The 25,758-nt window shown below is 70.6% G+C and carries 29 protein-coding genes, 1 tRNA gene and 1 riboswitch; of the genes, 11 read left to right on the top strand and 19 right to left on the bottom strand.

The genetic code is table 11. From position 1 onward, the window contains the following. Positions 1-246: 246 nt before the first annotated feature. Positions 247-2,727: a transglycosylase domain-containing protein gene (locus ABT106_RS14355; protein ID WP_351276483.1), complete on the top strand. Its 2,481-nt coding sequence runs from the start codon at positions 247-249 to the stop codon at positions 2,725-2,727. Positions 2,728-2,808: 81 nt separating this feature from the next. Here ABT106_RS14355 and ABT106_RS14350 read toward each other — a convergent pair whose 3' ends face one another. The 3 genes from ABT106_RS14350 to ABT106_RS14340 form a co-directional block, all read right to left on the bottom strand. Continuing rightward, positions 2,809-3,129, bottom strand: coding sequence for a DMT family transporter (locus ABT106_RS14350; RefSeq protein WP_351276481.1), 321 nt, complete (start codon positions 3,127-3,129; stop codon positions 2,809-2,811). Positions 3,130-3,158: 29 nt separating this feature from the next. Then, a riboswitch (guanidine-III (ykkC-III) riboswitch) is annotated at positions 3,159-3,231 on the bottom strand. 74 nt (positions 3,232-3,305) lie between these two features. Then, complete coding sequence (locus ABT106_RS14345) at positions 3,306-3,608, bottom strand: GroES family chaperonin (protein WP_351276517.1); 303 nt, start codon at positions 3,606-3,608, stop codon at positions 3,306-3,308. A gap of 83 nt (positions 3,609-3,691) precedes the next feature. Beyond that, positions 3,692-4,012, bottom strand: a complete 321-nt coding sequence (locus ABT106_RS14340; RefSeq protein WP_351276479.1) for a DUF3618 domain-containing protein — start codon at positions 4,010-4,012, stop codon at positions 3,692-3,694. A 105-nt stretch (positions 4,013-4,117) separates the two neighbouring features. On the opposite strand from ABT106_RS14340, the gene bcp reads away from it, so the two are divergent. From bcp to ABT106_RS14320, 4 genes are all read left to right on the top strand, one after another. After that, the gene (gene bcp, locus ABT106_RS14335) at positions 4,118-4,585 is read left to right on the top strand and encodes a thioredoxin-dependent thiol peroxidase (protein ID WP_351276477.1); all 468 of its coding nucleotides are present in this window, start codon (positions 4,118-4,120) and stop codon (positions 4,583-4,585) included. A 152-nt stretch (positions 4,586-4,737) separates the two neighbouring features. Then, positions 4,738-5,388 (top strand): HNH endonuclease signature motif containing protein, encoded by a 651-nt coding sequence (locus ABT106_RS14330; RefSeq protein ID WP_351276475.1) that lies wholly within the window; start codon positions 4,738-4,740, stop codon positions 5,386-5,388. Beyond that, positions 5,385-6,047 (top strand): HNH endonuclease, encoded by a 663-nt coding sequence (locus ABT106_RS14325; protein WP_351276473.1) that lies wholly within the window; start codon positions 5,385-5,387, stop codon positions 6,045-6,047. The genes ABT106_RS14330 and ABT106_RS14325 overlap by 4 nt, the downstream gene beginning before the upstream one ends. Positions 6,048-6,095: 48 nt before the next feature. Continuing rightward, positions 6,096-6,170 (top strand) — tRNA-Leu (locus tag ABT106_RS14320). A 54-nt stretch (positions 6,171-6,224) separates the two neighbouring features. Here ABT106_RS14320 and rdgB read toward each other — a convergent pair. The 4 genes from rdgB to ABT106_RS14300 form a co-directional block, all read right to left on the bottom strand. Continuing rightward, positions 6,225-6,842 carry an RdgB/HAM1 family non-canonical purine NTP pyrophosphatase gene (gene rdgB, locus ABT106_RS14315; protein WP_351276471.1) on the bottom strand — a complete coding sequence of 206 codons (618 nt, stop codon included), beginning with the start codon at positions 6,840-6,842 and terminating at the stop codon, positions 6,225-6,227. 126 nt (positions 6,843-6,968) lie between these two features. Beyond that, entirely contained in the window at positions 6,969-7,364 is a 396-nt protein-coding gene (locus ABT106_RS14310; protein WP_351276469.1) for a hypothetical protein, read from the bottom strand. Between the two features lie 115 nt (positions 7,365-7,479). Further along, entirely contained in the window at positions 7,480-8,205 is a 726-nt protein-coding gene (gene rph, locus ABT106_RS14305) for a ribonuclease PH (protein ID WP_351276467.1), read from the bottom strand. Between the two features lie 102 nt (positions 8,206-8,307). Further along, entirely contained in the window at positions 8,308-8,595 is a 288-nt protein-coding gene (locus tag ABT106_RS14300; protein WP_351276515.1) for a PTS sugar transporter subunit IIB, read from the bottom strand. A gap of 172 nt (positions 8,596-8,767) precedes the next feature. On the opposite strand from ABT106_RS14300, the gene ABT106_RS14295 reads away from it, so the two are divergent. Further along, complete coding sequence (locus ABT106_RS14295; RefSeq protein WP_351276465.1) at positions 8,768-10,069, top strand: PTS transporter subunit EIIC; 1,302 nt, start codon at positions 8,768-8,770, stop codon at positions 10,067-10,069. A 354-nt stretch (positions 10,070-10,423) separates the two neighbouring features. Next, positions 10,424-11,689, top strand: a complete 1,266-nt coding sequence (locus ABT106_RS14290) for a PTS transporter subunit EIIC (protein ID WP_351276463.1) — start codon at positions 10,424-10,426, stop codon at positions 11,687-11,689. A 369-nt stretch (positions 11,690-12,058) separates the two neighbouring features. Here ABT106_RS14290 and ABT106_RS14285 read toward each other — a convergent pair whose 3' ends face one another. Then, a complete protein-coding gene (locus ABT106_RS14285; RefSeq protein ID WP_351276461.1) occupies positions 12,059-12,811 on the bottom strand; it encodes an MBL fold metallo-hydrolase in 753 nt (250 codons plus the stop codon). Positions 12,812-13,026: 215 nt separating this feature from the next. Here ABT106_RS14285 and ABT106_RS14280 point away from each other — a divergent pair, with 215 nt between their 5' ends. Further along, positions 13,027-13,446 carry a hypothetical protein gene (locus ABT106_RS14280; protein ID WP_351276459.1) on the top strand — a complete coding sequence of 140 codons (420 nt, stop codon included), beginning with the start codon at positions 13,027-13,029 and terminating at the stop codon, positions 13,444-13,446. A gap of 283 nt (positions 13,447-13,729) precedes the next feature. Here ABT106_RS14280 and ABT106_RS14275 read toward each other — a convergent pair whose 3' ends face one another. From ABT106_RS14275 to clpS, 7 genes are all read right to left on the bottom strand, one after another. After that, positions 13,730-14,680 (bottom strand): PLP-dependent cysteine synthase family protein, encoded by a 951-nt coding sequence (locus tag ABT106_RS14275; protein WP_351276457.1) that lies wholly within the window; start codon positions 14,678-14,680, stop codon positions 13,730-13,732. Further along, positions 14,680-14,958, bottom strand: a complete 279-nt coding sequence (locus tag ABT106_RS14270) for a MoaD/ThiS family protein (RefSeq protein ID WP_351276455.1) — start codon at positions 14,956-14,958, stop codon at positions 14,680-14,682. Before ABT106_RS14270 ends, ABT106_RS14275 begins: the two co-directional genes overlap by 1 nt. A 113-nt stretch (positions 14,959-15,071) precedes the next feature. Further along, positions 15,072-15,179, bottom strand: coding sequence for a putative leader peptide (locus tag ABT106_RS14265; protein ID WP_311736929.1), 108 nt, complete (start codon positions 15,177-15,179; stop codon positions 15,072-15,074). Positions 15,180-15,256: 77 nt separating this feature from the next. Further along, positions 15,257-15,679 carry a M67 family metallopeptidase gene (locus ABT106_RS14260; protein WP_351276452.1) on the bottom strand — a complete coding sequence of 141 codons (423 nt, stop codon included), beginning with the start codon at positions 15,677-15,679 and terminating at the stop codon, positions 15,257-15,259. A gap of 147 nt (positions 15,680-15,826) precedes the next feature. Then, positions 15,827-17,341: an amino acid permease gene (locus ABT106_RS14255; protein ID WP_351276450.1), complete on the bottom strand. Its 1,515-nt coding sequence runs from the start codon at positions 17,339-17,341 to the stop codon at positions 15,827-15,829. Between the two features lie 368 nt (positions 17,342-17,709). Continuing rightward, a complete protein-coding gene (locus ABT106_RS14250) occupies positions 17,710-18,312 on the bottom strand; it encodes a DUF2017 domain-containing protein (protein WP_351276448.1) in 603 nt (200 codons plus the stop codon). Beyond that, on the bottom strand, positions 18,312-18,626 hold the full coding sequence (gene clpS / locus ABT106_RS14245) for an ATP-dependent Clp protease adapter ClpS (protein WP_267841727.1): 315 nt from the start codon (positions 18,624-18,626) through the stop codon (positions 18,312-18,314). Before clpS ends, ABT106_RS14250 begins: the two co-directional genes overlap by 1 nt. A gap of 80 nt (positions 18,627-18,706) precedes the next feature. On the opposite strand from clpS, the gene ABT106_RS14240 reads away from it, so the two are divergent. Together ABT106_RS14240 and ABT106_RS14235 are read left to right on the top strand one after the other, a co-directional pair. Next, the gene (locus ABT106_RS14240) at positions 18,707-20,035 is read left to right on the top strand and encodes a nicotinate phosphoribosyltransferase (protein ID WP_351276446.1); all 1,329 of its coding nucleotides are present in this window, start codon (positions 18,707-18,709) and stop codon (positions 20,033-20,035) included. Positions 20,036-20,195: 160 nt separating this feature from the next. Continuing rightward, on the top strand, positions 20,196-20,780 hold the full coding sequence (locus ABT106_RS14235; protein ID WP_351276444.1) for an isochorismatase family protein: 585 nt from the start codon (positions 20,196-20,198) through the stop codon (positions 20,778-20,780). Between the two features lie 31 nt (positions 20,781-20,811). Here ABT106_RS14235 and ABT106_RS14230 read toward each other — a convergent pair whose 3' ends face one another. Both ABT106_RS14230 and ABT106_RS14225 read right to left on the bottom strand, forming a co-directional pair. Beyond that, positions 20,812-21,126 carry a hypothetical protein gene (locus ABT106_RS14230; RefSeq protein WP_351276442.1) on the bottom strand — a complete coding sequence of 105 codons (315 nt, stop codon included), beginning with the start codon at positions 21,124-21,126 and terminating at the stop codon, positions 20,812-20,814. 116 nt (positions 21,127-21,242) lie between these two features. Next, positions 21,243-23,594, bottom strand: a complete 2,352-nt coding sequence (locus tag ABT106_RS14225; protein WP_351276513.1) for an immune inhibitor A domain-containing protein — start codon at positions 23,592-23,594, stop codon at positions 21,243-21,245. 483 nt (positions 23,595-24,077) lie between these two features. Between ABT106_RS14225 and ABT106_RS14220 the strand changes: the two genes are divergently transcribed. Further along, a complete protein-coding gene (locus ABT106_RS14220; RefSeq protein WP_351276440.1) occupies positions 24,078-24,338 on the top strand; it encodes a hypothetical protein in 261 nt (86 codons plus the stop codon). Positions 24,339-24,466: 128 nt separating this feature from the next. Here the strand turns inward: ABT106_RS14220 and ABT106_RS14215 are convergent, their stop codons facing one another. After that, the gene (locus ABT106_RS14215; protein ID WP_351276438.1) at positions 24,467-25,204 is read right to left on the bottom strand and encodes an RDD family protein; all 738 of its coding nucleotides are present in this window, start codon (positions 25,202-25,204) and stop codon (positions 24,467-24,469) included. Between the two features lie 76 nt (positions 25,205-25,280). Beyond that, positions 25,281-25,697 carry an RDD family protein gene (locus ABT106_RS14210; protein WP_351276436.1) on the bottom strand — a complete coding sequence of 139 codons (417 nt, stop codon included), beginning with the start codon at positions 25,695-25,697 and terminating at the stop codon, positions 25,281-25,283. Between the last annotated feature and the right edge of the window lie 61 nt (positions 25,698-25,758).

Below are 25,758 nucleotides of genomic sequence, written 5' to 3'. Positions count from 1 at the left end.
GAATCCCCCGGCCGCGACCGCCAGGTAGAGACGCACCGACGACCGGATGCCCCCGCCAGCTCTCTGACGCACCGTATCCCTCCGTTTCCCACGTCGTTCCTACGTCGGCCAAAGCGCGCGAGCTTAGTGCGGAGGGGCGATCCCCGCGACCGGTTTACGCCCGTCCGGCGCGGAACCCGTGGCCATCGGGTAGACACCATGAGGTACAGAAGTGGATATTTCGTACGGCGCCGAGGAGTCCTGGAGATGAGCGACCCGTCACCACCACCGGGCTGGACCCCTCGAGACCCGGACACCCCACCCGGAGAACCGCGGGCGCGGCAGCCCCAGGAGCCACCCGGGCGACAACCCGGGCAGGCCGGCACCCCAGCCGGTCCCGGCAGGCCCGACGCACCCCCCGAGCCCGGCAAGCCCGGCAAGAAGGCCCGTCGCCGCCGGACCGGCCGGCGCCGCTTCCTCCCCACCTGGCGCATGCTCGCGGGCGGCGTCCTGCTGGCCGTCCTGCTGCTCGGCGGCGCCCTCGTCGCCGGCTACCTCCTGGTCGACATCCCGCCGGCCAACGCCGCCGCGACCGCCCAGTCGAACGTCTACCTCTACTCCGACGGCTCCCTGATCGCCCGCGACGGCGAGGTCAACCGGGTCAACGTCCCGCTCTCCCAGATCCCCCGGACCGTCCAGGAAGCCGTACTGGCCGCAGAGGACCGCGACTTCTACTCCGAACGGGCGGTCGACCCCAAGGCGATGCTCCGGGCCGCCTGGAACACCGCGACCGGCAAGGGCACCCAGTCCGGCTCCACCATCACCCAGCAGTACGTGAAGAACTACTACCTGGGCCAGGAGCAGACGATCAAACGCAAGGCCAAGGAGTTCTTCATCGCGATCAAACTCGGCCGCGAGAAGTCGAAGGACTACATCCTCGAGGGCTACCTGAACACCAGCTACTTCGGCCGCAACGCCTACGGCATCCAGGCCGCCTCCCAGGCGTACTACGGCAAGGACACCGACCGGCTCACCACCGCCGAGGGCGCCTACCTCGCCACCCTCCTCAACTCCCCCAGCGCCTTCGACGTCGTCTCCCACCCGCAGAGCCGCCCGCGCGCCGTCGCCCGCTGGAACTACGTGCTCGACGGCATGGTGAAGAAGGACTGGATGCCCGCCGCCGAACGTGCGGCCACCCGGTTCCCCGAGCCCGGCAAGGTCCGCACCGCCGCCGGGCTGTCCGGGCAGCGCGGCTACCTCGTCGAGGCCGTCAAGGACTACATCGTCGAGCGGAAGGTCCTCGACGACAAGACCCTCGCAGAGGGCGGCTACCGCATCACCACCACCATCGACCGGCGCCGCCAGAACGCCTTCGTCGAAGCCGTCGACGACGAGATGGTCAGCAAGCTCGAACCGGCGAAGCGCAAGGCCGACCGCCTCGTACGGGCCGGCGGGGTCTCCATCGACCCGGCCACCGGCAAGGTCGTCGCCCTGTACGGCGGCATCGACTACACCAGGCAGTACGTGAACAACGCGACCCGGCACGACTACCAGGTCGCCTCCACCTTCAAGCCGTTCGTCTTCGCCGCCGCCGTCGAGAACGGCTCCCGCACCCAGGACGGCCGCCGCATCACCCCCCAGACGATCTACAACGGCGACAACAAGCGCCGCGTCGTCGGCACCCGCATCCCCTACGCCCCCGAGAACGAGGGCCAGGTGTCGTACGGCAACATCACCGTCAACACCGCCACCGACCTGTCCGTCAACACCGTCTTCGCCCAGATGGTCGTCGACGTCGGCACCGACGCGGTCAAGAAGACCGCCGTCGCCCTCGGCATCCCCGAGGACACCCCGAACTTCGACTCCGGACCGGCCATGGCGCTCGGCACGATGCAGGCCAGCGTCCTGGACATGACCCAGGCGTACGCGACCCTCGCGGACCACGGCCGCCACACCCCCCACACCTTCCTGGAGGAGATCACCAAGGGCGGCGACACCCTCAGGCTCCCCGACCGCAACCCCGCCCAGGCCGTCAGCCGCGAGGCCGCCGACACCACCACCTCGATGCTCATCAGCGTCGTCGACAACGGCACCGGCACCGCCGCCCTCGCCGCCGGCCACCCCGCGGCGGGCAAGACCGGAACCGGCGAACTGGACCGCTCCGCCTGGTTCGCGGCCTACACCCCGGACCTGGTCACGGTGGTGTCGATGATGGGCCAGGACCCCGACACCGGAACCCTCCAGTCCCTGTACGGCGCCCTGGGCGAACCCCGGATCGGCGGCGGCGGATACCCCGCCCGCATCTGGGCCGCGTACACGAAGACAGCCCTGGAGGGCACCGACCCGCTCGACTTCGAACTCGACCTGCAACCGGGCGCGGTCCAGCCCCCGCCCTCGCCCCTGCTCCCGCCGTCCGAATCCGACACGCCGCCGCGCACCCCGGGCGGCCGTACGCCGACACCCCCGCAGCGCCCTAGCCGCCCGACGCCCCCCACCCCGACCACGGGCGGGCAGGACCAGGGGGGCCGGACGGACGGCGGACAGACCGACAACGGCCGGACGGACGGCGGCACCACCGACGGCGGCCAGAGCCAGGGCGGGCAGACACAAGGAGGCCAGACGAACGGCGGCCAGACGGACGGCGGCACCAGCGCGGGCGACCAGGGCGGCACCACCGCGGGCACCCAGGGCACGGACGGCGGCGCGACCGAGGGCCAGCGCCCGCCGCCGTCGGCGTTCCTGGAGTAGCGCGGCGGCCCGCCGGGGGGCGTGGCCGGCCCGGCGCCGGCCGAGGGCGGGGGCGGGGGCCGGTGGCCGGCCAGGGCCCGGTCAGTGGCCGGAGGTCACCTTCAGCCCCACCACGGCGACCAGCAGCAGGCCGATGAAGAAGATCCGGGCGGCGGTGACGGGCTCACCCAGCACCGCCATGCCGAGCACGGCCGCACCGGCGGCGCCGATGCCCACCCACACCCCGTACGCCGTACCGATCGGCAGGGTCTTGGCGGCATAGGACAGCAACACCATGCTGGCGACGATCCCGGCGCCCGTGAACACACTGGGCCACAGCCGGGTGAAACCCTCGGTGAACTTCATTCCGATCGACCAGCCGACTTCGAGCAGACCGGCGACGAGCAGCAGGATCCAGGCCATGACGGCACCTCCGGGACGAGAGCGAACGGGGTGCGTCGTCTTGTCCTCAACCCGGTACGGCGCGTCTCGTCGGGGTACCCCCACCGTAGCAAAGGGCGGTGTGCGGGGCCGGTGACCCTGGTCACCGGCCCCGCACACCGCCCGTCGTCCGCTGTCCGGCGTTCGCCGTCCGCTCGCTAGAGGTACAGCCCCGTGGAGTCCTCGGACCCCTCCAGCCGCTCGGCGGCAACGGCGTGCAGGTCCCGCTCGCGCATCAGCACGTACGTCGCACCCCGCACCTCTACCTCGGCCCGGTCCTCCGGGTCGTACAGCACCCGGTCGCCGGGCTCGACGCCCCGCACGTTCTGCCCGACCGCGACCACCTCGGCCCAGGCCAGCCGCTTGCCCACCGCGGCCGTCGCCGGGATGAGGATGCCGCCGCCCGAGCGGCGCTCGCCCTCCGGCAGGTCGGACTTCACGAGCACGCGGTCGTGCAGCATGCGGATGGGCAGCTTGTCGTGGGTGGTTTTCTCGCTCACGCCCCGAACCTACCCGCCCGCACGCACCCCGTACGCCGCAGGGGTCACCGGCGCCTACGGCGCGCCGACACCACGAGCAGGCCGACGACACCGACCGCCAGCAGCGCGACGGGCACGATCCGCTCGACGCGCGGAGCGCCGTCCTCGTCGCGGAACCGGCTCGTCACGTCCGTCACCAGACGGTTCACCGACACGTAGGCGCGCCCGGCGGTGTGGTCGACCGTCGAGGCGACCTTGGCCTTCGCGTCCCCGATGATCGTCTTCGGGTGCATGCGCACACCGATCTCGTCGAGCGTCTCGGCGAGCTGCTCGCGGCGGCGGACGATGTCCGCCTCGATCTGTGCGGGGGTCCTGGCTTCCGGCACCGCGCTGCCTCCGTCGTCGTGTGGTCTGTGGGCATGATCCGTCGTGGACACTCTGTCAGCTTAGGCTCATGCCGTACCGATCCCCTCCCGAGGAGACTGTCTGACATGAGCGAGCGACTCCAGCCGGGCGACACCGCCCCCGCCTTCACCCTGCCCGACGCGGACGGCAACGAGGTCTCGCTCGCCGGCCACAAGGGCCGCAAGGTGATCGTCTACTTCTACCCGGCCGCTCTGACGCCGGGCTGCACGAAGCAGGCCTGCGACTTCACGGACAACCTGGACGTCCTGGCGACGGCGGGCTACGACGTCATCGGCGTCTCCCCCGACAAGCCGGAGAAGCTGGCGAAGTTCCGCGAGCAGGAACACCTGAAGGTCACCCTGGTCGGCGACCCCGAGAAGGGGGTCCTGACGGCGTACGGCGCCTTCGGCGAGAAGAAGCTGTACGGCAAGACGGTGACCGGGGTGATCCGCTCCACGGTGGTCGTGGACGAGGAGGGCAAGGTCGAGCACGCCTTCTACAACGTCAAGGCCACCGGCCACGTAGCGAAGATCATCAAGGACCTGGGCATCTGACCCGGCCCCTTTCCGCGACGGAGCGGCCCGCACCCCCGGTGCGGGCCGCTCCGTTTATCGGCCGATACGCCCCGTAACCGCCCGCCCACCACCCCGTTACTCCGTACGAGGGCCGCACACGCGGCCGGGGACGGAAATGGGAGGGGGCGGGGATGCCGGTCAGCCCGTACACGAGGGAACGCCTGGCGGAGGCGGCACAGGGGGCACGGACGCTGTCCGAGGCGCTGGAGCGACTGGGGGTGGACCCGGAGAACCGGTCCCGGAGGCGGTACCTGCACCTGCGCATGCGGCGGCTGGGCGTGGCCGTAGCCCACTTCGAGCGCGAGGGCGTGAAGTGGACCAAGGAGGTGCTGGCGGAGGCCGTGGCCGCCTCGACGAGCCTGTGCGAGGTCCTGAGGCGGCTCGGCCTCGACGTCGTGGGCGGCCACCACACGCACATCGGCCGCAAGGTGAAAACCTTCAACATAGACACCTCGCACTTCACGGCGCCCGTACGAACGGAGCGGATGCGCGACAACCGGCGACGCCGATCCGCCGAGGAGATACTCCGCGTGGTCCACTCCCCCACCGTGACCCGGGTGGGCAACGCCAGGTTGCGGCGAGCGCTCATGGAGATCGGACGCGAGGAACGCTGCTCCCTGTGCGGCTTGCCACCTGCATGGCTGGGGGAGCCGCTGCCCTTGGAAGTCGACCACGTCAACGGTGACTGGCGCGACAACCGCGCGGACAACCTCCGCTTCCTCTGCCCGAACTGTCACTCCACGACGGACACGTACCGCGGCCGCGCAAAGGGTCGGCGGTGACAACGGGCCCCCGCTACACGCGGGAACTCCTGGCCGAGGCCGCCGCGCAGTGCAAGGACCTCGACGAGGTCATCGCCCGCTATGGCATCAGGCCGCACCCGCGCCTGAAGCAGTACCTGATGCGCCGCTTCTCTGCCTACGGCATCGATGTCTCCCATTTGAAGACACGCTCGTACATCCGTCACGAGAAGCCGGACGAGGAGGCACTGCGCCAGGCGGTCGCCGCGTCCCAGTCACTGACCGAGGCGCTCCGGATCCTGGGCCGGCCGTCCAGCTTCAGCTGGAGAACATCACTGAAGAAGTGGATTGACGAGATGGGACTAGATACCTCCCATCTCCTTGGCCAGGCCCACCAGCGAGGCAAGCCAAGTCCCGTTACAGGCCGGCCCGCCGAAGACGTGCTCGTGCGGCACGACGGTAGGCGACGGACTGGAACCAAGGTCCTTCGTCGGGCCCTTCGGGCCATCGGCGTGCCAGACGAGTGCGGTCGATGCGGCAGCCCCGCCGAGTGGAAGGGGCTTCCCATGACGCTGGAGATCGACCACGTCAACGGCGACTGGAGCGACGACCGCCGGGAGAACCTACGATTGCTCTGCCCCAACTGCCACGCGATCACGAGCACCTGGTGCCGGGGAGGAGCGCGGCGCCCGCCTCATTGAGGATCTTCATCGCACCGACAGTGCGGCGACCAGTAAAGTATGCCGCGCGGGTCCGTACCCCAGCTGGCAAGAGGGCGCCGGTTTAGGTCCGGTGTGTCGTGGGTTCGAATCCCACCGGGCCCACAGCTGCGGCCGGTGACCACCTCGTGTGGTCACCGGCCGTTCGCGTACCCGGCGTCAGCCGCCCAGCAGTTCGCGGACTTCCGGGATCAGGGCGCGGAAAGCCTGGCCGCGGTGGGAGATCGCGTTCTTCTCCGCCGGCGTCAGTTCCGCGCACGTACGGGACTCGCCGAGCGGCTGGAGGACCGGGTCGTAGCCGAAGCCGCCCGTGCCCGCCGGGGCGTGGCGCAGGGTGCCGAGGAGGCGGCCCTCGACGACGCGCTCGGTGCCGTCCGGGAGGGCGAGGGCGGCCGCGCAGAAGAAGTGCGCGCCGCGGTGCTCGTCGCCGATGTCGCCGAGCTGGGCCAGCAGGAGCGCGAGGTTCGCGGCGTCGTCGCCGTGGGCGCCGGCCCAGCGGGCGGAGAAGATGCCGGGGGCGCCGCCCAGGACGTCCACGCACAGGCCGGAGTCGTCGGCGACGGCCGGCAGGCCGGTGGCCTGGGCCAGGGCGTGGGCCTTGAGGAGGGCGTTCTCGGCGAAGGTGACGCCGGTTTCCTTCACGTCCGGGATCTCGGGGTACGCGTCCGCGCCGACCAGCTCGTGCGGCAGGCCGGCGTCGGACAGGATCGCGCGGAGTTCGGTGACTTTGCCCGCGTTGCGGGTGGCGAGGATGAGGCGGCTGGGCGTGGAGGTCATGCCCGCCATTATTCCGGCCCGCGCGGCCCGCGCCGGGCGCCGGGGCCGCCCCAGGCCCGGCTCGGTGCCCCGCGCCGCGCGGGGGCCGGCCCGCGCCGCGGCACCGCGCTTCCCGCCCCGGTCGCGTCAGCCGGGGGTGCAGACCTTGGAGAGTTCGCTCGCCGCGTCGGCGACGGGCTGGATGTCCGGGGTGGCGTCGCCGCCCTCGATCGAGGTGCGGACGTTCTTGACCGCCGTCTCCATCGAGTCGATGGCCTTGCCCAGGTCTGCGTTGTCCGTCTGGTCGCCGATCTTCTTCAGGTTGGCCTCGATCGCGTCGAGCGCGTTCTGGGCGTCCTGGGGGCTGTTGCCGGCCTGGGAGACCGCCTGCTGGAGGTCGTTCGCGCCGTCCGTGATGGCCACCGCCGTGTTGGCGCAGTCCATCGCCGTGGAGATGGCGTCGCATGCGGAGAGGCCGGGTATGACCAGGGCCGCTGCGACGGCCACGGCGGCGATGCGGTGCTTCGGCTTGATCGGCTTCACTTCGGGTCCCCCAGGAATTCGGATACGTGGACATCGGGTGCGCGGACGGGCGCACGGCTCCGACACCGCGCGCCCGTACCGGCGTAGACGCCGGGCCGGGCCCGGCGGTTGCCGCCTACAGTTCCAGCGCGCTCCGCTGGATGGCCTCGAGGTCCGCGCAGCCGCCGGCGGCGAGGTCGAGGAGGGCGTTCAGTTCCTTGCGGTCGAAGGGCTCGCCCTCGGCGGTGCCCTGGACCTCGACGAAGCGGCCGTCGCCGGTGCAGACGACGTTCATGTCGGTCTCGGCCCGCACGTCCTCCTCGTAACAGAGGTCGAGGAGGGGCTCGCCGTCGACGATGCCGACGCTGACGGCGGCGACGGTGCCGTTGAGGGGCTTGCGGCCGGCCTTGATCAGCTTCTTCTGCTGGCCCCAGGCGACGGCGTCCGCGAGGGCGACGTACGCGCCGGTGATGGCGGCGGTGCGGGTGCCGCCGTCGGCCTGGAGGACGTCGCAGTCCAGGACGATGGTGTTCTCGCCGAGCGCCTTGTAGTCGATGACGGCGCGCAGCGAGCGGCCGATGAGGCGGGAGATCTCGTGGGTGCGGCCGCCGATCTTGCCGCGTACGGATTCGCGGTCGCCGCGGGTGTTGGTGGAGCGGGGCAGCATCGAGTACTCGGAGGTGACCCAGCCTTCGCCGCTGCCCTTGCGCCAGCGCGGGACGCCTTCGGTGAAGGAGGCGGTGCAGAAGACCTTGGTGTCGCCGAAGGAGATGAGGACGGAGCCCTCGGCGTGCTTGCTCCATCCGCGTTCGATGGTGACCGGGCGGAGCTGTTCGGGCGTGCGGCCGTCGATGCGAGACATGGCTCCGAGCCTAGTCCCTGCGGGGGTGCGCGAAGACCCCGCCCGGGGGTGCCGGGCGGGGTCTTCGGTGGTGCTGTGGTGGGTCCGGTCAGTGGGTCCGGATCACATCATGTCTTCGATGTCGGCGGCGATCGGGTCGGCGTCGGTGCCGATGACGACCTGGATCGCGGTGCCCATCTTGACGACGCCGTGGGCGCCGGCGGCCTTCAGCGCGACGTCGTCGACGAGGCTGGGGTCCTTGACCTCGGTGCGGAGGCGGGTGATGCAGCCCTCGACCTCTTCGATGTTGTCGATACCGCCGAGCCCGGCGACGATCTTCTCAGCCTTGGTGGCCATGTGTTTCTCCCTGAGTGTTACGAAGAACGAGTCTCGGCGGCCAGTACGTGGAATGCGCCGCGTGGTCCGCTTCGTCACGGTAACTCACGGTTGGCCCATCTTCGCGGGCGCGTGCCCGGTCTCTGCCGAATGATGATGATCAGCAGCAACCTGCCCACAACTGGTCTACACCAGTGTGCCGCACGTGTTGCGGCTGCCAAAAACGGGCCGGTCAGGGAGGACGCCGATGAGCGCGAGCAGCGCAGCGGGAGTGCCACAGCAGAAGTGGTGGAACGGCTTGTTCCAAGGGCTGCAGAAGATGGGGCGGAGCCTGCAGCTGCCGATCGCCGTCCTGCCGGCGGCGGGCATCCTGAACCGGCTCGGCCAGGACGACGTGTTCGGCAAGGACGGCCTGGGCTGGAACGACGTCGCGCGGGTGATGGCCGCCGCGGGCGGTTCCCTGCTCAACGCCGACCTCGGCCTCCCCCTCCTCTTCTGCATCGGCGTCGCGATCGGGATGGCCAAGAAGGCGGACGGCTCCACCGCGCTCGCCGCGGTGGTGGGCTTCCTGGTCTACCGGAGCGTGCTGCGGGCCTTTCCGCTGCCCTGCCCCGAGGGGACGAGGGACATCGGGGGCGGCTGTCTGGGGGCCGACAACACCTTCGCGGAGTACGCCTTCCAGAACCCGGGGGTCTTCGGCGGCATCATCATGGGCCTGCTGGCCGCCTGGTTCTGGCAGCGCTACCACCGGGTGAAGCTGGTCGACTGGCTCGGCTTCTTCAACGGCCGCCGGCTGGTGCCGATCATCATGACGTTCGTCGCGATCGCGTTCGCCGTGCTGTGCCTGTGGGTGTGGCCGCCGATCGGCGGCGCGCTGGAGAGCTTCTCGGACTGGCTGGTGGGTCTGGGCTCGTGGGGCGCCGGAATCTTCGGCATCGCGAACCGCGCACTGCTGGTGATCGGGCTGCACCAGTTCCTGAACGTGCCGGTGTGGTTCCAGTTCGGCAGCTTCACCAAGCCGGACGGCCAGGTGGTGCACGGTGACATCCCGATGTTCCTGGCGGGCGACCCGAACGCCGGGCAGTTCCTCTCGGGCTTCTTCCCGATCATGATGTTCGCCCTCCCGGCGGCCGCCCTGGCCATCACCCACTGCGCCAAGCCGCTGCGGCGCAAGGAGGTCGGCGGGCTCATGCTGTCGGTCGGCCTGACCTCGTTCGTCACAGGGATCACGGAGCCGCTGGAGTACTCGTTCCTCTTCGTGGCGCCGCTGCTGTACGTGATCCACGCGGTACTGACGGGTGTGTCGATGGCGGTGACGTGGGCGCTGGGCGTGCACGACGGCTTCAGCTTCTCCGCCGGTCTGATCGACTACGTCATCAACTGGAGCCTGGCCACGAAGCCCTGGATGATCATTCCGATCGGCCTGTGCTTCGCGGTCGTCTACTACGTGGTGTTCCGCTTCGCGATCACGAAGTTCGACATCCCGACCCCGGGCCGGGAGTCGGACGAGGAGATCGAGGCGATGGAGGCCGAGAACACGCGGGCGTAGCCAAGCCGTTATGAAGGCGCGGTCCGTCCGCGCCGGGCCTTCGGACCCTGCCGTTCGGGCCCTCGGATCCCTGGATCCGAGGGCCTCGGCCATGTCCGCAGGGCCGTGGCTGCGGACGTGGTTCCGGATGTGCGGCGCCGGGGGGCCGGGTGTGCGGCGCCCGTGAGCGGGGTGTGGCGCAGGCCACAGGAAATTGAAGGTTCCTTATCTAACCCTCACCGTGTTACAACTGGTCTACACCACCTATTGGTGTAGACCACGCGGTGCTTGTTCCGGTCCCCGCGGTCCCCCTTTCTGAGACGTCGCCTCCCCTTCCTTGTCCCCGGGCGACGCCTTGCCCACTGGAGGAAGTTGATGAGTACGGCAACCGCCGCTCCCGCCAAGAAGCGGGGCTCCGGCCTGATGCAGGGTCTGCAGAAAGTCGGCCGAAGCCTTCAGCTGCCGATCGCCGTCCTGCCCGCCGCCGGCATCCTGCTGCGTCTCGGTCAGCCCGACGTCTTCGGCGTGGACGGTCTCGGCTGGGGCAAGGTCGCTACGGTGTTCGCCACCGCCGGTGACGCGGTCTTCGCCAACCTGCCGCTGCTCTTCTGCATCGGTGTCGCCATCGGCTTCGCCAAGAAGTCGGACGGTTCGACCGCGCTGGCCGCGCTGGTCGGCTTCCTGGTCTACAAGAACGTCCTCACCGCGTTCCCGGTGACCGAGGCGGTCATCAACACCGCCGAGAACAAGGGTGTCGACGTCGCGGCGACGTACAACAACCCCGGTGTCCTCGGCGGCATCATCATGGGTCTGCTCGCCGCCGTCCTGTGGCAGCGCTTCCACCGCACCAAGCTCGTGGACTGGCTCGGCTTCTTCAACGGCCGCCGCCTCGTCCCGATCATCATGGCCTTCGTCGGTGTCCTCGCCGGTGTCTTCTTCGGCCTGGTCTGGGAGCCGATCGGTGAGGTCATCTCCAACTTCGGCGAGTGGATGACCGGCCTCGGCGCCGGTGGCGCGGGCATCTTCGGCCTCATCAACCGCGGCCTGCTCCCGATCGGCATGCACCAGTTCGTCAACACCGTCGCCTGGTTCCAGATCGGTGACTTCACCAACGCGGCCGGCGAAGTCGTCCACGGTGACCTGAACCGCTTCTTCGCCGGTGACCCGAGCGCCGGACTCTTCATGACCGGCTTCTTCCCGATCATGATGTTCGGTCTGCCGGCCGCCGCCCTGGCCATCGCGCACACCGCCCGCCCCGAGCGCCGCAAGGCCGTCACGGGCATGATGGTCTCGCTCGCCCTGACCTCGTTCGTCACCGGTGTGACCGAGCCGATCGAGTTCTCGTTCATGTTCATCGCGCCGCTGCTGTACGCGATCCACGCCGTCCTGACCGCCCTGTCCATGGCGATCACCTGGGCGCTGGGCGTCCACGCGGGCTTCACCTTCTCCGCGGGTCTGATCGACCTCGGCTTGGGCTGGAGCAAGTCCACGCAGGCCTGGATGCTCATCCCGATCGGCCTGGTGTTCGCCGCGATCTACTACGTGGTGTTCCGCTTCGCGATCGTCAAGTTCAACCTCCCCACCCCGGGCCGCGAGTCCGACGAGGAGCTCGCCGAGCTGGAGAAGGCCGACGCGAAGTAGGCCATAGCCGGATCCGCCCGACCCGGCACCTCAGGACCGAAGCCCCTGCCTTTCCCTACGAAAGGCAGGGGCTTCGGCGTGCCCCCGCTCCCTGGCGTGGACGGCATGACTCCTCCCGCACAGCCCCGCATCCTCGACCTCGACCGGCTCGCCGCCCTGCGCGGGCGCGCCCCGACCCGGGCTGTGGCCGCCGCCGAGGGGCGGACCATGGTCGCCGAGGTGTTCGCCGAGCGGGCCGCGCTGTCCCCGGTCATGTACGCGTACTCGGTGGCGATCCGCGGCCGCCGCCACACCTGGAACCGGATGGCACTCGGCGGACGGCCGGCAGGCCCGGCCCGCGGCGGAGACGGTGACGGTGACGGTGACGGCCTAGACCTCGTAGACGGCGCCCGCGTACGCGACGTCGACGGGACCGCCGTACACGGCGCGGGCGTCGGCGAGGTTGCGCTCGGCGTCCGTCCACGGCGGGATGTGCGTGAGGACGAGCCGGCCGACGCGGCCGTCGCGGGCGTACTCGCCGGCCTCGCGGCCGTTGAGGTGGAGGTCCGGGACGTCCTCCTTGCCGTGGGTGAAGGAGGCTTCGCACAGGAACAGGTCGGTGCCCTCGGCGAGCAGGCCCAGCTCGGGGCAGGCGCCGGTGTCACCGGAGTAGGTGAGCGAGCGGCCGCCGTGCTCGACGCGGATGCCGTACGACTCGACCGGATGGCTGACCCGCTCGGTGCGCACCCGGAAGGGGCCGATGTCGAAGGTGGCGGACTTCAGGGTGCGGAAGTCGAAGACCTCGCTCATGGAGCGCTCGTCGGGGACGTCGTCGTAGGCGGTGGTCAGGCGCCTCTCGGTGCCCTCGGGGCCGTAGACGGGCAGGGCGGGGCAGCGGCCGCCCTCGTGCCGGTAGAAGCGGGCGACGAAGTACGCGCACATGTCGATGCAGTGGTCGGCGTGCAGGTGGCTCAGGAAGATCGCGTCGAGGTCGTAGAGACCGCAGTGGCGCTGGAGTTCGCCGAGGGCGCCGTTGCCCATGTCGAGGAGCAGCCGGAAGCCGTCGGCCTCGACGAGGTAGCTCGAACAGGCCGATTCCGCGGACGGGAACGACCCCGAACAGCCGACGACGGTGAGCTTCATGGAGCGTGAACCTCCGTGGACGGTCCGTGGACGGAATGCGGGCCGTGCGTGGGTCGAGCGTAAGGCGCGGAGCGTCGGCTCGCTCCTCCGCGGCAGGCCGTTGTGGGGGGAATCACCTGCGCTGTCACCCGGGGGAGCGACGGTGGGCACGGACGTTGCCATGGCCGGGTGTCCCCTGCCGTGCCGGGGCTTTCCCGCCCGGCTACGGTCGAAACATGGACACCTCCTGGTGGCCCGGGGTGGCCGCGGTCGTGGCCGTCGCGCTGGTGGTGCTGGTCGCCGGAGGGCGGCTGGGACTCCCCCGCCGGGCCCCGCCCGCACGGGGGACGGGTCCGCCGCCGCGGCCGCGGGCGGGCGAGCTGTGGCGTCTGGCGGACGGCCGGCTGTGCCTGGTCCTGTCGGCGGGGCCGGTACGGGGCCACCGGGCGCGGGTCGCGTGGATCACGGGCAAGTACGACGACCGGCGTGCCGGGGTGATCCCGCTGCCGCCGGGAACCGTGGGGGCGCAGGGCCGGGCGGGCTACCTGGAGGCGGACCGGCCGGCGGAGGTGTCGGTGTGGGAGTTCCGCGACCGGGCGGGGGTGCTGGATCCGGCGGTGTGGGACGAGGTCAAGGGACTGGGGGGCGGCCGGTGATCCGCGGACGGCGTGACGGTCCGGAGCCGCGCATCCAGCCCCGCCCCGTGACGGCCCGGAGCCGCACATCCAGCCCCGCCCCGTGACGGCCCGGGACCGAACATCCAGCCCCGCCCCGTGACGGCCCGGAGCCGCACATCCAGCCCGCCGGCGTTTGAGGCGCGGGGTCCGGGGCGGAGCCCCGGGGGCCTGAGCCCCACCCCCGCCGAGACGCGTCCCGGAGCGAGGACAGGGAACCGCCCGGCCCGCCTGTACCGCCCGGCCCGCCGCGAGGCGCGAGGCGTCAGGCCCAGAGCTGGCCCTGGAGCGCCTCGATGGCCTCCTCCGTCGTCGCGGCCGTGTACACGCCGGTGGACAGGTACTTCCAGCCCCCGTCGGCCACGACGAACACGATGTCCGCCGTCTCGCCCGCGGCCACCGCCTTGCGGCCGACGCCGATCGCCGCGTGCAGGGCCGCGCCCGTCGAGACGCCCGCGAAGATGCCCTCCTGCTGGAGCAGCTCCCGGGTGCGGGTGACGGCGTCCGCCGAGCCCACCGAGAAGCGGGTGGTCAGCACGGAGGCGTCGTACAGTTCCGGGACGAAGCCCTCGTCGAGGTTGCGCAGGCCGTAGACCAGGTCGTCGTACCGCGGCTCGGCCGCGACGATCTTGATGCCCTCGACGTGCTCGCGCAGGTAGCGGCCGACGCCCATCAGGGTGCCGGTCGTACCCAGGCCCGCCACGAAGTGGGTGATCGACGGGAGGTCGGCGAGGATCTCCGGGCCGGTCGTGGCGTAGTGCGCGCCCGCGTTGTCCGGGTTGCCGTACTGGTAGAGCATCACCCAGTCCGGGTGCTCGGCCGCCAGTTCCTTGGCCACCCGGACCGCGGTGTTGGAACCGCCCGCCGCCGGCGACGGGATGATCTCGGCTCCCCACATCCTCAGAAGGTCCCGGCGCTCCTGCGAGGTGTTCTCCGGCATCACGCAGACGATGCGGTAGCCCTTGAGCTTGGCCGCCATCGCCAGGGAGATCCCGGTGTTGCCCGAGGTGGGCTCCAGGATGGTGCAGCCGGGGGACAGCCGGCCGTCCTTCTCGGCCTGCTCGACCATGTGGAGCGCGGGGCGGTCCTTGATCGAGCCGGTCGGGTTGCGGTCCTCCAGCTTGGCCCAGACGCGCACCTGCTCCGAGGGCGACAGCCGGGGCAGCCGGACCAGCGGCGTGTTGCCGACCGCGGCCAGCGGGGAGTCGTAGCGCATTACTTCGATCCGCCGGCCACGGCCGGGAGGATGGTGACGCTGTCGCCGTCCTTGAGGGAGGTCGAGATGCCGTCCAGGAAGCGGACGTCCTCGTCGTTGAGGTAGACGTTCACGAAGCGGCGCAGCTTGCCGCCGTCGACGATGCGCTCCTCGATGCCCTTGTGCCGGGTCTCCAGGTCGGAGAACAGCTCGGACAGGGTGGCGCCCTGGCCCGACACGGCCTTCTCGCCGTCGGTGTAGGTGCGGAGGATGGTCGGGATGCGGACCTCGATGGCCATGGCGGGCTCCTGTGTCGTGAGGATCTGAGAGATCGTGCGGGGGGCGTGGGGCGGCGATGCGGGGCGCGCGGTTCTCGTGCCCCCGCGCGACGGGGCGGTGTGGTGCGTGGTGCTCAGGCAGCAGGACAGATGGCACTGGCGAGACGGCACAGGTCGACGTGCAGCCGCGCCACGAGCAGCAGCCTGCCGGGCGTCTCGATGCTCACGTCGTGGGAAACCATGCGGTCATGTTAACGATTCCCGACCGGCGGCTTGGAGTGTGATCCCGCATCGTGGACGCCGACGGCTCACATACTGGTCAGTAGGCCGTTACGACCCGCACTTCCTCTTCGGTGATCACTCCGTCGACGATGCGGTACGAGCGGAACTGGAACTCTCCGAGGCCGTCCTCGTCCGCCGTCGAGACCAGGACGTAGTGGGCGCCGGGCTCGTTCGCGTAGGTGACGTCGGTGCGCGAGGGGTATGCCTCGGTCGCGGTGTGCGAGTGGTAGACGATCACCGGGTCCTCGTCGCGGTCGTCCAGCTCGCGGTAGAGCTTCAGCAGGTCCTTCGAGTCGAACTCGTAGAACGTGGGCGAGCGGGCCGCGTTGAGCATCGGGACGAACCGCTCGGGGCGGTCGGTGCCGGCCGGCCCGGCCACGATGCCGCAGGCCTCGTCGGGGTGGTCCTGGCGGGCGTGCCCGACGATCTGGTCGTAGAGGGCCTGGGTGAGGGTCAGCATGAGCGACAGGATAAGCAGACGGGCCCTCCTGTACCGAGGGGCGGTACGGGAGGGCCCGAATGATGGACACGCCGCCCTGGGGGCGGGGTGCCGGGAGGGTGGTTCCCGGCCGCGGCAGGCGGCCGGGACCCACGGTCGGCGGTGCGGCTACGAGGACGGCGTGGACTCGGCGGACTCGGAGGACGCGGCGGACGCGGCGGACGCTGTGACCGGCGCGGGCCGCGAGACCTTGTTGAAGGCGGCGCCCTGCGGGTTGCGGGACTTCAGCACCAGGTAGGAGACGCCGAGCAGCAGGCCCCACAGCGGGGCGCAGTACAGCGAGACCCGGGAGTCCTTGTCGACGCCCATCATGACGATGACCATGCCGATGAACAGCAGGGAGAACCAGCTGGTCCACGGGGCGCCGGGGGCCCGGAAGGGCGACCGGGGCAGTTCGCCGCGGTCGGCCTTGGCGCGGTACTTGATCTGGCAGACCAGGATCATGATCCAGGCCCACATGCCGGAGATGGTGGCGAAGGAGACGACGTAGTCGAAAGCCTTGCCCGGCGCGACGTAGTTGATCCAGACGCCCACCAGCATCAGCGCGGCGGAGAAGGTGGTGCCGATGAGCGGGGTGCCGCTCTTGGTGAGCCGGGTGAACATCTTCGGGCCCTGGCCGTTGAGCGCGAGGTCGCGCAGCATGCGGCCGGTGGAGTACATGCCCGAGTTGCAGGACGACAGGGCGGCGGTCAGGACGACGAAGTTGACGATCGCGGCGCCGACGCCGAGGCCCATGCGCTCGAAGGCGGCGACGAAGGGCGAGACGCCGGGCTGGAAGTGCGTCCACGGGACGACCGACAGGATCATGACGAGCGCGCCGACGTAGAAGACGGCGATGCGCCACGGCACGGTGTTGATGGCCTTGGGGAGGGTCTTCTCGGGGTCCTTGGACTCGCCGGCGGTGACGCCGACCAGCTCGACCGCGAGGAAGGCGAACATCACGATCTGCAGGGTCATCAGCGTGCCGCCGATGCCCTTGGGGAAGAACCCGCCGTCGTTCCAGAGGTTGGAGACGGACGCGGTCGCGGCGGCGTCGGAGAAGCCGATGGTGAGGATGCCGGCGCAGATCAGGATCATGCCGACGATGGCGGTGACCTTGACCATGGAGAACCAGAACTCGAGCTCGCCGAAGAGCTTCACGGAGATCAGGTTGGCGCCGTAGAGAATGACCGTGAAGATCAGCGCGTACGCCCATTGCGGGAAACTGTCGTCGGTCCAGTACGACATGTACTTCGCGGCCGCGGTGACCTCGGTGATGCCGGTGACCACCCAGAACAGCCAGTACGTCCAGCCGGTCGCGTATCCCCAGAACGGGCCCAGGAACTCGCGGGCGTAGTCCGAGAAGGAACCGGAGACGGGGCGGTACATGAGGAGCTCGCCCAGGGCCCGCATGATGAAGAAGATGACCAGGCCCGCGATGGCGTAGGCCAGGATCAGGCTCGGGCCGGCCTTGGAGATGGCCTTGCCCGCTCCCAGGAACAGGCCGGTGCCGATGGCCCCGCCGATCGCGATCATCTGGATCTGGCGGGCCCCGAGCGCGCGGTGGTAACCCTCACCGTCGCCCTCGCCCCGCGTGCCCTCGCCGGGCGTCTTGCCGTGCTGCTCGACCTGCACAGAGGTCATGTCTGGTGCGCCTTTCTCCACGCCGACCCGCGCCCTCTACAGGCTGCGGATCGGGTCCTCGATCCCCCCGGATACGGATGGAGTTGCACGCCGGCGGTCCGCCGGTTCAAGCAGGCCGCGGGACATGGGTGGCGTCCCGGCGGCGGTCGTGAAGATTTATCACGGGCTTACGGGGGATCGAGGCAGGCGGATGTGACACGGGCCACGGGAAATTCAGGACATGGACCCCGAAACACGTCAGATCACCGCATGGCGGTGATCTGATCGTTATCCGGATTTGAGCGTCCGCTGAGCGAACGCTGCGCACCGTTGAGGATGAATTGAGGATGTTCCGGGGGTCCCGGAGGCCGGGGCGGCCCCCCGGAGCCTCAGAGGGTCTCGATGAGGGTCTCCTGAAGCCCGCCGAGCCACAGGTACGCCATCACCATCGGCTTGCGCGGATCGTCGTCCGGCAGCCGGAACAGCACCGCGCTCTCGTCGTCCTCGGTGATGTCCAGCCGGGCCGCGATCGTCAGGCGCAGGTCGTTGAGCGCCCCGAGCCAGCGCAGCGGCAGTTCCCCCGCCAGTTCCAGCACCGCCGCCCCGTCACCCGCCGGGGTGAGTCCGTCCAGGCTGCGGACGACGGCGAGCGCGTCCTCGCGTTTGCGGGCGCGCAGGTCGTTCTCGGTGAACCGGCGGAACTCCGCCGCCCGGGCCGTCAGCTCGGCCGCGTCCACGCCCGCCTCGGCGGCTCCGCCGGGAGCCCCGTACGCGTCGGGGAAGAGCCGGGCCAGCGCCGGGTCCGACGGGGGCTCGGAAGGGCCCTCGGCGAACAGCGCGGCCAGCGGGTCGGCGTCCTCGGCGGGCTCCGGGGCGCCGGGGCCGATCAGCTCCAGGAGCTGGACGGCCAGCGAGCGCAGGATGGAGATCTCGATCTCGTCGAGCGCGATGGCGGAGCCGCCGTCCTCGCGGGTCTCGAACGTGCCCCCCATCAGCCGCGGTCCTGCGTCAGGGTCGCCCACAGGCCGTAGCCGTGCATGGCCTGCACGTCGCGCTCCATTTCCTCGCGGGTGCCGCTGGAGACGACCGCCCGCCCCTTGTGGTGGACGTCCAGCATCAGCTTGTGCGCCTTGTCCTTGGAGTAGGCGAAGTACGCCTGGAACACGTACGCCACGTAGCTCATGAGGTTGACCGGGTCGTTGTGCACCAGGGTCACCCAGGGGACGTCGGGTTCGGGGACCGCGAAGGTCTCTTCGGCCGATTCGGTGCGTTCGATCTCTACAGGAGCAACACTCACTCGTCCCATGCTGCCACTGCCGGGGGCCGGTCGCACAAACGGGCCGTACATCTCGTCACTCTGACGAAATGTGCGCTAGCATCCCAGCCATGAACCCTGCGGACCTGGGCCTGCCGGTGGACGTGCCGTCGACAGCGCTCTTCACGGACCATTACGAGCTCACGATGCTGCAGGCCGCCCTGGCCAACGGCACCGCCGACCGCCGTTCGGTCTTCGATGCCTTCACCCGGCGGTTGCCCGAGGGGCGCCGCTACGGGGTCGTCGCCGGCACCGGCCGGGTGCTGGACGCGGTGGAGAACTTCCGCTTCGACGGCGCCGTGCTGGAGTTCCTGCGCGAGCGGGCCGTCGTCGACATGCGGACGCTCGACTGGCTGGCCTCCTACCGCTTCTCCGGCGACATCTGGGGCTACCCGGAGGGCGAGGTCTACTTCCCCGGCTCCCCCGTCCTGCGCGTCGAGGGCAGCTTCGCCGAGTGCGTGCTGCTGGAGACCGTGATCCTGTCGATCCTGAACCACGACTCGGCCATCGCCGCGGCCGCCTCCCGGATGTCCTCGGCGGCGGGCGCGCGCCCGCTGATCGAGATGGGCGCCCGGCGCACGCACGAACTGGCGGCGGTGGCCGCGGCGCGGGCCGCCTACGTGGGCGGCTTCACCTCGACCTCGGACCTGGCGGCCGGCTTCCGGTACGGCATCCCCACGGTCGGCACCAGCGCCCACGCCTTCACCCTGGTCCACGACAGCGAGCGCGACGCGTTCACCGCGCAGGTCGCCTCGCTGGGCCGGGGCACGACGCTGCTGGTGGACACCTACGACGTCGCCGAGGCCGTCCGCACGGCCGTCGACATCGCCGGGACGGACCTGGGCGCGGTGCGCATCGACTCCGGCGACCTGCTGCTGGTGGCCCACCGGGTCCGCCAGCAGCTGGACGAGCTGGGGGCCACCGCGACGAAGATCGTGGTCACCTCGGACCTGGACGAGTACGCCATCGCCTCGCTGGCGGCGGCGCCGGTGGACGCGTACGGGGTCGGCACGCAGCTGGTGACGGGCAGCGGCCACCCCACGTGCTCGATGGTCTACAAGCTGGTGGCGCGGGCGGCCTCGGCGGACCCGAAGGCGGCGCTGGCCCCGGTGGCGAAGAAGTCCTCGGGCGGCAAGACCTCCGTGGGCGGCCGCAAGTGGGCGGCCCGCCGGGTCGACGCCGAGGGCGTCGCCGAGGCGGAGGTCGTGGGCCTGGGACCGGTGCCGGCGGCGCTGGCCGACCACCAGCTGCTGACCCAGCTGGTCAAGGCGGGCGAGGTGATCGCGCGCGAGCCGCTGGAGACCGCCCGCGACCGCCACCAATCGGTTCTGGCCGGTCTGCCGCTGTCCGCGACGCAGCTCTCCCGGGGCGAGGCCGTGCTCCCCACCGAGTACGTCTGACCCGCCGCGTAGGTCCGACCCCCCGCGTACGTCCGGCCTCGCGCCGGGGCCGGGGGCCCGCCGGGCGGGTCGGGGCCCCGGTTTCGGGAAGGGGCGGGGCGGGGGAGGAGCCTCGCGGGCCCCGGCCCCGCACACCACCACGAACCGAAGGGCACGCGCCATGCACCGCGCACTGATCGTCGTCGACGTACAGAACGACTTCTGCGAAGGCGGCAGCCTCGCGGTCACCGGCGGGGCCGACGTCGCCGCCGCCATCACCGAGCTGATAGGCCAGGCCACGCCCGGCTACCGACACGTCGTCGCCACCCGCGACCACCACATCGACCCCGGCGCCCACTTCGCGCACCCCCCGGCCCTGCCCGACTTCGAGACGTCCTGGCCCGTGCACTGCGTCGCGGGGACCGAGGGCGTCGGCTTCCACCCGAACTTCGCGCCCGCCGTGGCGTCCGGAGCCGTCGCCGCCGTCTTCGACAAGGGCGCCTACGAGGCCGCGTACAGCGGGTTCGAGGGCGCCGACGAGAACGGCGTCACGCTCGACCGCTGGCTGCGGGACCGGAACGTGACCGAGGTCGACGTGGTCGGCATCGCCACCGACCACTGCGTGAGGGCCACCGCCCTCGACGCGGCCCGTGCCGGCTTCACCACCCGCGTCCTGCTCGACCTGACGGCCGCCGTCGCCCCGCACACCACCGCCCGCGCCCTGGACGAGCTCCGCGCGGCCGGGGTGGAGCTGGCCGGAGGCTGACCCCGGCCGGGAGCCCGGGCCGGCTGCGGCTCTAGCGCCCCAGCAGGGCCCGGATCGGGTGCCAGAGCTCCTCCGCCACGTCGGGGGCGCAGCGCCACAGCAGGCCGTCCGGGTGGTGCAGGACGGCCGTGACCTCGTCCGGGGTCGGGGGCTGGGCGTTGCCCCGCAGGTACACCGCGCGCATTCCGAGGTTCCGCAGCCTGGTCAGGGCGCGGGCCCGGTTCGCGGCGTGCACCAGCACGCGGACGCTCCCACTGTCGCCGCCGTCGCCGGATGACGGCCTCGGCAGCGTGAGCGCGACCACCACGCTGCCGCCTGGCAATCTGACGAAACCTCCACCGGGCATGATCTTCAGCTCCCCCGTCAATAAGAAAACTCAGCCCGTGCATCTAAACGCGAACGGCCGCCGCCCGCTAGAGGGCGACGGCCGATCATGCTTTGACCTGCGGTTTGGCTGAGAAACTACTTGGAGGGACCCACTTCGACCGTCATCTGGAGACCGTCGTAGGGCTCCTTCAGGATCTTGATCTTCGTGTTGGTGTCAGTGACCTTCACGGAGCCGGTCGGGTTCTCGTCGTAGAAGTACTTGCCCTTGCGGTCGTCGAAGACCAGGTTCGTGGGCTTCGGCTTGACGAAGAGCTCCTCGCCGTTCTTGTGCAGCGTGAACGCGTCCGTCGAGTAGGCGCTGAACGTCGCGTCGTACGGCTGGATCTTGTTCCGCAGCAGCGTGCCGTCCGCCCACTTCATGGGCTTGGCGTTGGCGTCGATCGGCAGGATCAGACCCTGGCCCGGGTGCTGGCTGGTGTTGTTGTCCTTCTGGGAGGTGTCCCACTGCCAGATCAGCAGACCGTCCTGGTACGGGTAGTGCTCGACCCAGTCCGGACGGGTGTTGCCGAAGCCGAAGTTGTACGGGCCCACCTTGAGGGTGGAGTCGTACGACACGTAGCGGCGGTTCTCGGCCAGGTAGTACTGCGCGTACTCCTTGGTGAAGCCGGCACCGATGCGGGAGAAGCCCTTGCCGGTCCAGCCGTTGTCGCCGTTCTCGGCGCCGTCGGCGAAGACGGTGGAGCCGTCCGCGGTGATGTTGACGGCATCGGCCGTGAAGCCCTTGCCGCCCGCGCCGCCGTCCGTCTGGTAACGGAAGCGGAGGTCGACCTTCTTGCCCGCGTAGGCGTCGAGCGGGAAGTTCAGCGACTTCCAGGCACCCGAGGCACCGGTCAGCGAGGGGCTGCCGCCCGCGTCGGCCGGGAGGGCCACGCCGTCGGCCGTGCCCGCGAGGGCGGTCCAGTTGGCGCCGCCGTCGGTGGACACCTCGGTGTAGAGGTAGTCGTACTCGGCCTCGATGTCCCACCAGCCCTTGAGGGACAGGGCGGCGGACTTCTTGCCGGTCAGGTCGACCGAGCGGGTGAGGGTGTTCTTGAGGTCGTCACCCATGTTGCTCCACCACTGCGAGGAGCCCTCGGCGGGAGCGACGACGTCGGTCTGGACCTTCTTCTTCGGCAGCTCGACGACCAGCGCCTGCTTGTCCTTGGTGTTGTACGCGGAGACGCCCAGCTTGTGGGTGGACTTCGTCGCGGCCTTCGCCTTGTCGTAGTTCAGCCAGCCCAGCTGGAGCTTGTCCCAGGCGGTCATGTCGCCCGGGAGGTCGCCTATGGAGTCCTTGCCCTTGCCGAGCCAGGAGCCCGCCGACATCAGGGACCAGAAACCGACGCCGTTCTCGCCGCCACCGGAGGTGTCGTAGAGGTCCGGCAGGCCCAGGTCGTGGCCGTACTCGTGCGCGAAGACGCCGAGGCCGCCGTTCTCCGGCTGCATCGTGTAGTCGCCGACCCAGATGCCGGTGTCACCGATCTGGGCGCCGCCGGCCTTGTTGTTCGCCGGGCCGGTCTTGCCCGCGCTGGTGCCGTAGGCGTACCAGCGGTGGGCCCACAGCGCGGAGGTGCCCTGCACGCCGCCGCCGGCCGACTCGTCCTCGCCCGCGTGGACGATCTGGAAGTGGTCGATGTAGCCGTCGGGCTCGTTGAAGTTGCCGTCGCCGTCGAAGTCGTAGCGGTCCCAGAGGTCGTACTGGGCCAGCTGCGCCTTGATCTGCGCGTCGGTCTTCCCGGCCTTCTTCTGCGCCTCCGTCCACGCGAGGACGCCGTCCTTGACGGTGTCCCACACGTTGGAGCAGTTGGTCTGGCCGCAGTAGTTGGAGCCGTAACGGGCCTCGTTGTACGGGACCTTCACCCAGTCGGAGACCTCGCCCTCGACCGAGTAACGGCCCGAGGAGGTCTTCTCGTAGTAGGTCTTCAGCGAGTCCTTGCCCTTGCCGGTACCGAAGTACAGGTCCTGGAAGTAGCTGCGGCTGAAGTCCTTGCGCCAGGCGGTGCTGTTGTCCAGCTTCCGGTCCGGCTGGGCGATCGTGTTGTGCATGGGACCGGGGGTGCCGCCGTACTTGGGCGCCTCGGGCTTGGGGCCCGGGCCGTCCGGGTCGTGCATGGTCGTGCTGTCGACCTGGTCGCCGAACTCCACGAGGATCGTGAAGATCTTGTCGGTCTTCTCCCGGCCCAGCTCGACGTACTTCTTCTCGTCGAGCTTGACGACCTTGGAGGCGCCGCGCTGCTCGACGTCCTTCTTGCCGGTCAGCACCTGGTCCAGGGCGGCCTTGCGCTGCTGCGCCTGCTGCTCGCTGAACGGGCCCTTGAGGTTGTGCTCGGCCACCTTGGCCGGGGCGGTCGGGTCCTGCCGGTCGGCGGCCGGAGCGGCGACCGGGCTGGGATCGGCCTGGGCGGCACTCACGCTGAAGAAGGTGACGCTGGTCGCGCAGGCGGCCATGGTCACGGTGACGGCAGCGGCGCGCAGCGCGCGTCGTCTGACGGAGTTGCTGGTCACTTGATGTCGTTCCCCTCCCGCGGCCGCGACGTAGGTCGGAACTTCTCCATAGGAGCGGGGGGTTCCGCGCGGCGCGCGTCTCAAGTGACGACATTTGACCGGAGAGACGCGAGAAAAGACAGTCCTTGACTTGTTCGTTACAACTGCACTATGCGGGCAATGAGTTCCGCTATTCGGACGTTCCGCAGCCATACGGGGCGAAGGGTGCTTCCCGACGGCACGTCTGCCCCATTCCGGCCAGTTTCCCGCCCCGTTCAGGCCGCGTCGGGGCACACGAAATGATCCCGTGCGCCCCCCGTGCTCCGGCACCGTGGGTTAGGTCACGCTTACTGCCGGTTCCCCACGGGCATCTCCCGTCGTAGAGTCTCTTGACGCGCGACCTTGTTGAGCCGACTCCCCCTCCCCTCCCTGAGGACGGATATCACCATGCCGCGTCCGACTGCCGCACAGCTTGCCTACGGGTCCGCCACCGTCATCGTGTCGACGATCGCCATGCTGCTGCTCTCGCAGACCAGCACGGGGTTCGGGGTCGGGGTCATCTCCGCGGCCGCCCTCGCCCTGGGCCTGCTCGTCGCACTGACCGTGCCCGTACCGAAACGCCGCGGCCGCCACGCGGCCCGTCCGGCGGTGGCCGCCCGGGTGCCCGAGCCCAGGGCAGCCGCGTCCGAACACCCCGTGCACCACTGACCGTTGCCGCACCCGGCCGGCGCCCGGAACGCGCCGCGGGCGGCCTCCCCGGAGGGAGACCGCCCGCTTCGTGCCGCGCGCCGTCGCGGCGCGTGCCGCCGTGCTCTCGTGCTGCCGTGCCGGCCGCCCTAAGCGGACCTGACCACCACGGTCTTGGCGACCTTGTCGTGCAGGCCCTGCTTGTACGGCTTGTCCACGAGGATCGAGATGATCAGCGCGATCGGCCACAGGCAGAAGCAGCAGATCAGCGTCGGCAGCCAGAGGACGGCGGCACGGGACAGGGCCGGACCGGACTGGGGGACGCTGCCGTCGTTGAGCATCGCGACGCGCAGGCCCATCGTCTTCTTGCCGATCGTCTGGCCGTTCTTCTTGGTGAAGAACCAGTCGTAGCCGACGTAGGCGAGGATCGAGATCAGGGTCATGATCAGGCCACTGCCGCTGTAGGACTTGGTGATGACCTCGGAGATGTCCTCGCCCTGATCCGTCTCGACCGTGTAGCGGTTCGTGCCGAACGCCAGCTGGATCAGGAACAGCGGGATCGCCACGATGACCACGTCGATGACGCGGGCGGCGAGCCGCTTGCCGATGTCGGCGAGCGGGGGCATCCCGGCGAGCGGATCGGGCATGCCGCCGCCTCCGCCGTAGGGATCGCCGCCGCTTCCGTACGGCGGGGGCGGAGGCGGGTAGCCCCCGTATCCGCCGCCGCCCCCCGGGCCTCCGGGGGGCGGGGGCGGCGGGTGGCCGCCGCTTCCGGGGGGCGGTGAGCCGTACGGCGAACCGCCCGACGGAGGCGTCGGTTCCTGGGGCTTCTTGAGGAACGGGTCGTCCTCGGGCGGCTGGCCCTGCGGCGGCTGGTCGGTACTCATGGCCCGAGTCGAACCCGGCTCAGGGACCCCCGCAACGGGACCGCGTCCGTTCGGGGTACGCGGGGCCCCGGGCGGCTCAGCGCGCCACGTACGTGCCCGCCGCCCTGTCGTGCCAGGCCCGTCGGCGCGGACCGTCCACCAGGCACCAGAGGCTGCCGGGGAGCCCGAGGAAGGCGTACACCAGCCAGCGGAGCAGCGCGGCGCCGAAGGTGGGCGGCCGCAGCGTGCCGGTGGCCAGGACGCGTACGCCGAGCAGCTTCTTGCCCGGGGTGCGGCCCCAGCGCGCGGTGGGCAGCACCTCGTAGAAGACCCCGAAGAGGAGGACGGCGCCGAGGACGAGGCCCGCGTCGGTGGCGATGGCGGCGTCGAACAGCCAGACGGTGGTGGTGCGGCCGCCGGCCCGGGCGGCGTCGACCTTGGCCTGGAGGTGCGCGGTGGCGGCGGGGACCATCGGCAGGGGCCACCAACTCCCCACGGCCTGGAAAGTGGACACCTCCTGCCCCGAGTCTGTGTGCCGTGACCGCCGCACCCCCACACGGCAGTCCACCCCCACC

The organism is Streptomyces sp. NPDC002044 (genome assembly GCF_040296725.1).
GTDB classification, from domain to species: Bacteria; Actinomycetota; Actinomycetes; order Streptomycetales; family Streptomycetaceae; genus Streptomyces; species Streptomyces antarcticus.
The sequence above is the reverse complement of the archived record's forward strand: the minus strand, read 5'-3'. Positions and strand labels throughout refer to the sequence as shown.

What these genes read in the sequence shown, in the direction of transcription:
- rph (WP_351276467.1), bottom strand. Translation starts at nt 8,205, where the DNA reads ATGTCTCGCATCGACGGCCGCACGCCCGAACAGCTCCGCCCGGTCACC.
- ABT106_RS14350 (WP_351276481.1), bottom strand. Translation starts at nt 3,129, where the DNA reads ATGGCCTGGATCCTGCTGCTCGTCGCCGGTCTGCTCGAAGTCGGCTGG.
- ABT106_RS14290 (WP_351276463.1), top strand. Translation starts at nt 10,424, where the DNA reads ATGAGTACGGCAACCGCCGCTCCCGCCAAGAAGCGGGGCTCCGGCCTG.
- ABT106_RS14220 (WP_351276440.1), top strand. Translation starts at nt 24,078, where the DNA reads ATGCCGCGTCCGACTGCCGCACAGCTTGCCTACGGGTCCGCCACCGTC.
- ABT106_RS14295 (WP_351276465.1), top strand. Translation starts at nt 8,768, where the DNA reads ATGAGCGCGAGCAGCGCAGCGGGAGTGCCACAGCAGAAGTGGTGGAAC.
- ABT106_RS14240 (WP_351276446.1), top strand. Translation starts at nt 18,707, where the DNA reads ATGAACCCTGCGGACCTGGGCCTGCCGGTGGACGTGCCGTCGACAGCG.
- bcp (WP_351276477.1), top strand. Translation starts at nt 4,118, where the DNA reads ATGAGCGAGCGACTCCAGCCGGGCGACACCGCCCCCGCCTTCACCCTG.
- ABT106_RS14280 (WP_351276459.1), top strand. Translation starts at nt 13,027, where the DNA reads ATGGACACCTCCTGGTGGCCCGGGGTGGCCGCGGTCGTGGCCGTCGCG.
- ABT106_RS14275 (WP_351276457.1), bottom strand. Translation starts at nt 14,680, where the DNA reads ATGCGCTACGACTCCCCGCTGGCCGCGGTCGGCAACACGCCGCTGGTC.
- ABT106_RS14235 (WP_351276444.1), top strand. Translation starts at nt 20,196, where the DNA reads ATGCACCGCGCACTGATCGTCGTCGACGTACAGAACGACTTCTGCGAA.
- ABT106_RS14250 (WP_351276448.1), bottom strand. Translation starts at nt 18,312, where the DNA reads ATGGGGGGCACGTTCGAGACCCGCGAGGACGGCGGCTCCGCCATCGCG.
- ABT106_RS14285 (WP_351276461.1), bottom strand. Translation starts at nt 12,811, where the DNA reads ATGAAGCTCACCGTCGTCGGCTGTTCGGGGTCGTTCCCGTCCGCGGAA.
- ABT106_RS14260 (WP_351276452.1), bottom strand. Translation starts at nt 15,679, where the DNA reads ATGCTGACCCTCACCCAGGCCCTCTACGACCAGATCGTCGGGCACGCC.
- ABT106_RS14270 (WP_351276455.1), bottom strand. Translation starts at nt 14,958, where the DNA reads ATGGCCATCGAGGTCCGCATCCCGACCATCCTCCGCACCTACACCGAC.
- clpS (WP_267841727.1), bottom strand. Translation starts at nt 18,626, where the DNA reads ATGGGACGAGTGAGTGTTGCTCCTGTAGAGATCGAACGCACCGAATCG.
- ABT106_RS14330 (WP_351276475.1), top strand. Translation starts at nt 4,738, where the DNA reads ATGCCGGTCAGCCCGTACACGAGGGAACGCCTGGCGGAGGCGGCACAG.
- ABT106_RS14230 (WP_351276442.1), bottom strand. Translation starts at nt 21,126, where the DNA reads ATGCCCGGTGGAGGTTTCGTCAGATTGCCAGGCGGCAGCGTGGTGGTC.
- ABT106_RS14225 (WP_351276513.1), bottom strand. Translation starts at nt 23,594, where the DNA reads ATGGCCGCCTGCGCGACCAGCGTCACCTTCTTCAGCGTGAGTGCCGCC.
- ABT106_RS14265 (WP_311736929.1), bottom strand. Translation starts at nt 15,179, where the DNA reads ATGGTTTCCCACGACGTGAGCATCGAGACGCCCGGCAGGCTGCTGCTC.
- ABT106_RS14355 (WP_351276483.1), top strand. Translation starts at nt 247, where the DNA reads ATGAGCGACCCGTCACCACCACCGGGCTGGACCCCTCGAGACCCGGAC.
- ABT106_RS14215 (WP_351276438.1), bottom strand. Translation starts at nt 25,204, where the DNA reads ATGAGTACCGACCAGCCGCCGCAGGGCCAGCCGCCCGAGGACGACCCG.
- ABT106_RS14255 (WP_351276450.1), bottom strand. Translation starts at nt 17,341, where the DNA reads ATGACCTCTGTGCAGGTCGAGCAGCACGGCAAGACGCCCGGCGAGGGC.
- ABT106_RS14345 (WP_351276517.1), bottom strand. Translation starts at nt 3,608, where the DNA reads ATGCTGCACGACCGCGTGCTCGTGAAGTCCGACCTGCCGGAGGGCGAG.
- rdgB (WP_351276471.1), bottom strand. Translation starts at nt 6,842, where the DNA reads ATGACCTCCACGCCCAGCCGCCTCATCCTCGCCACCCGCAACGCGGGC.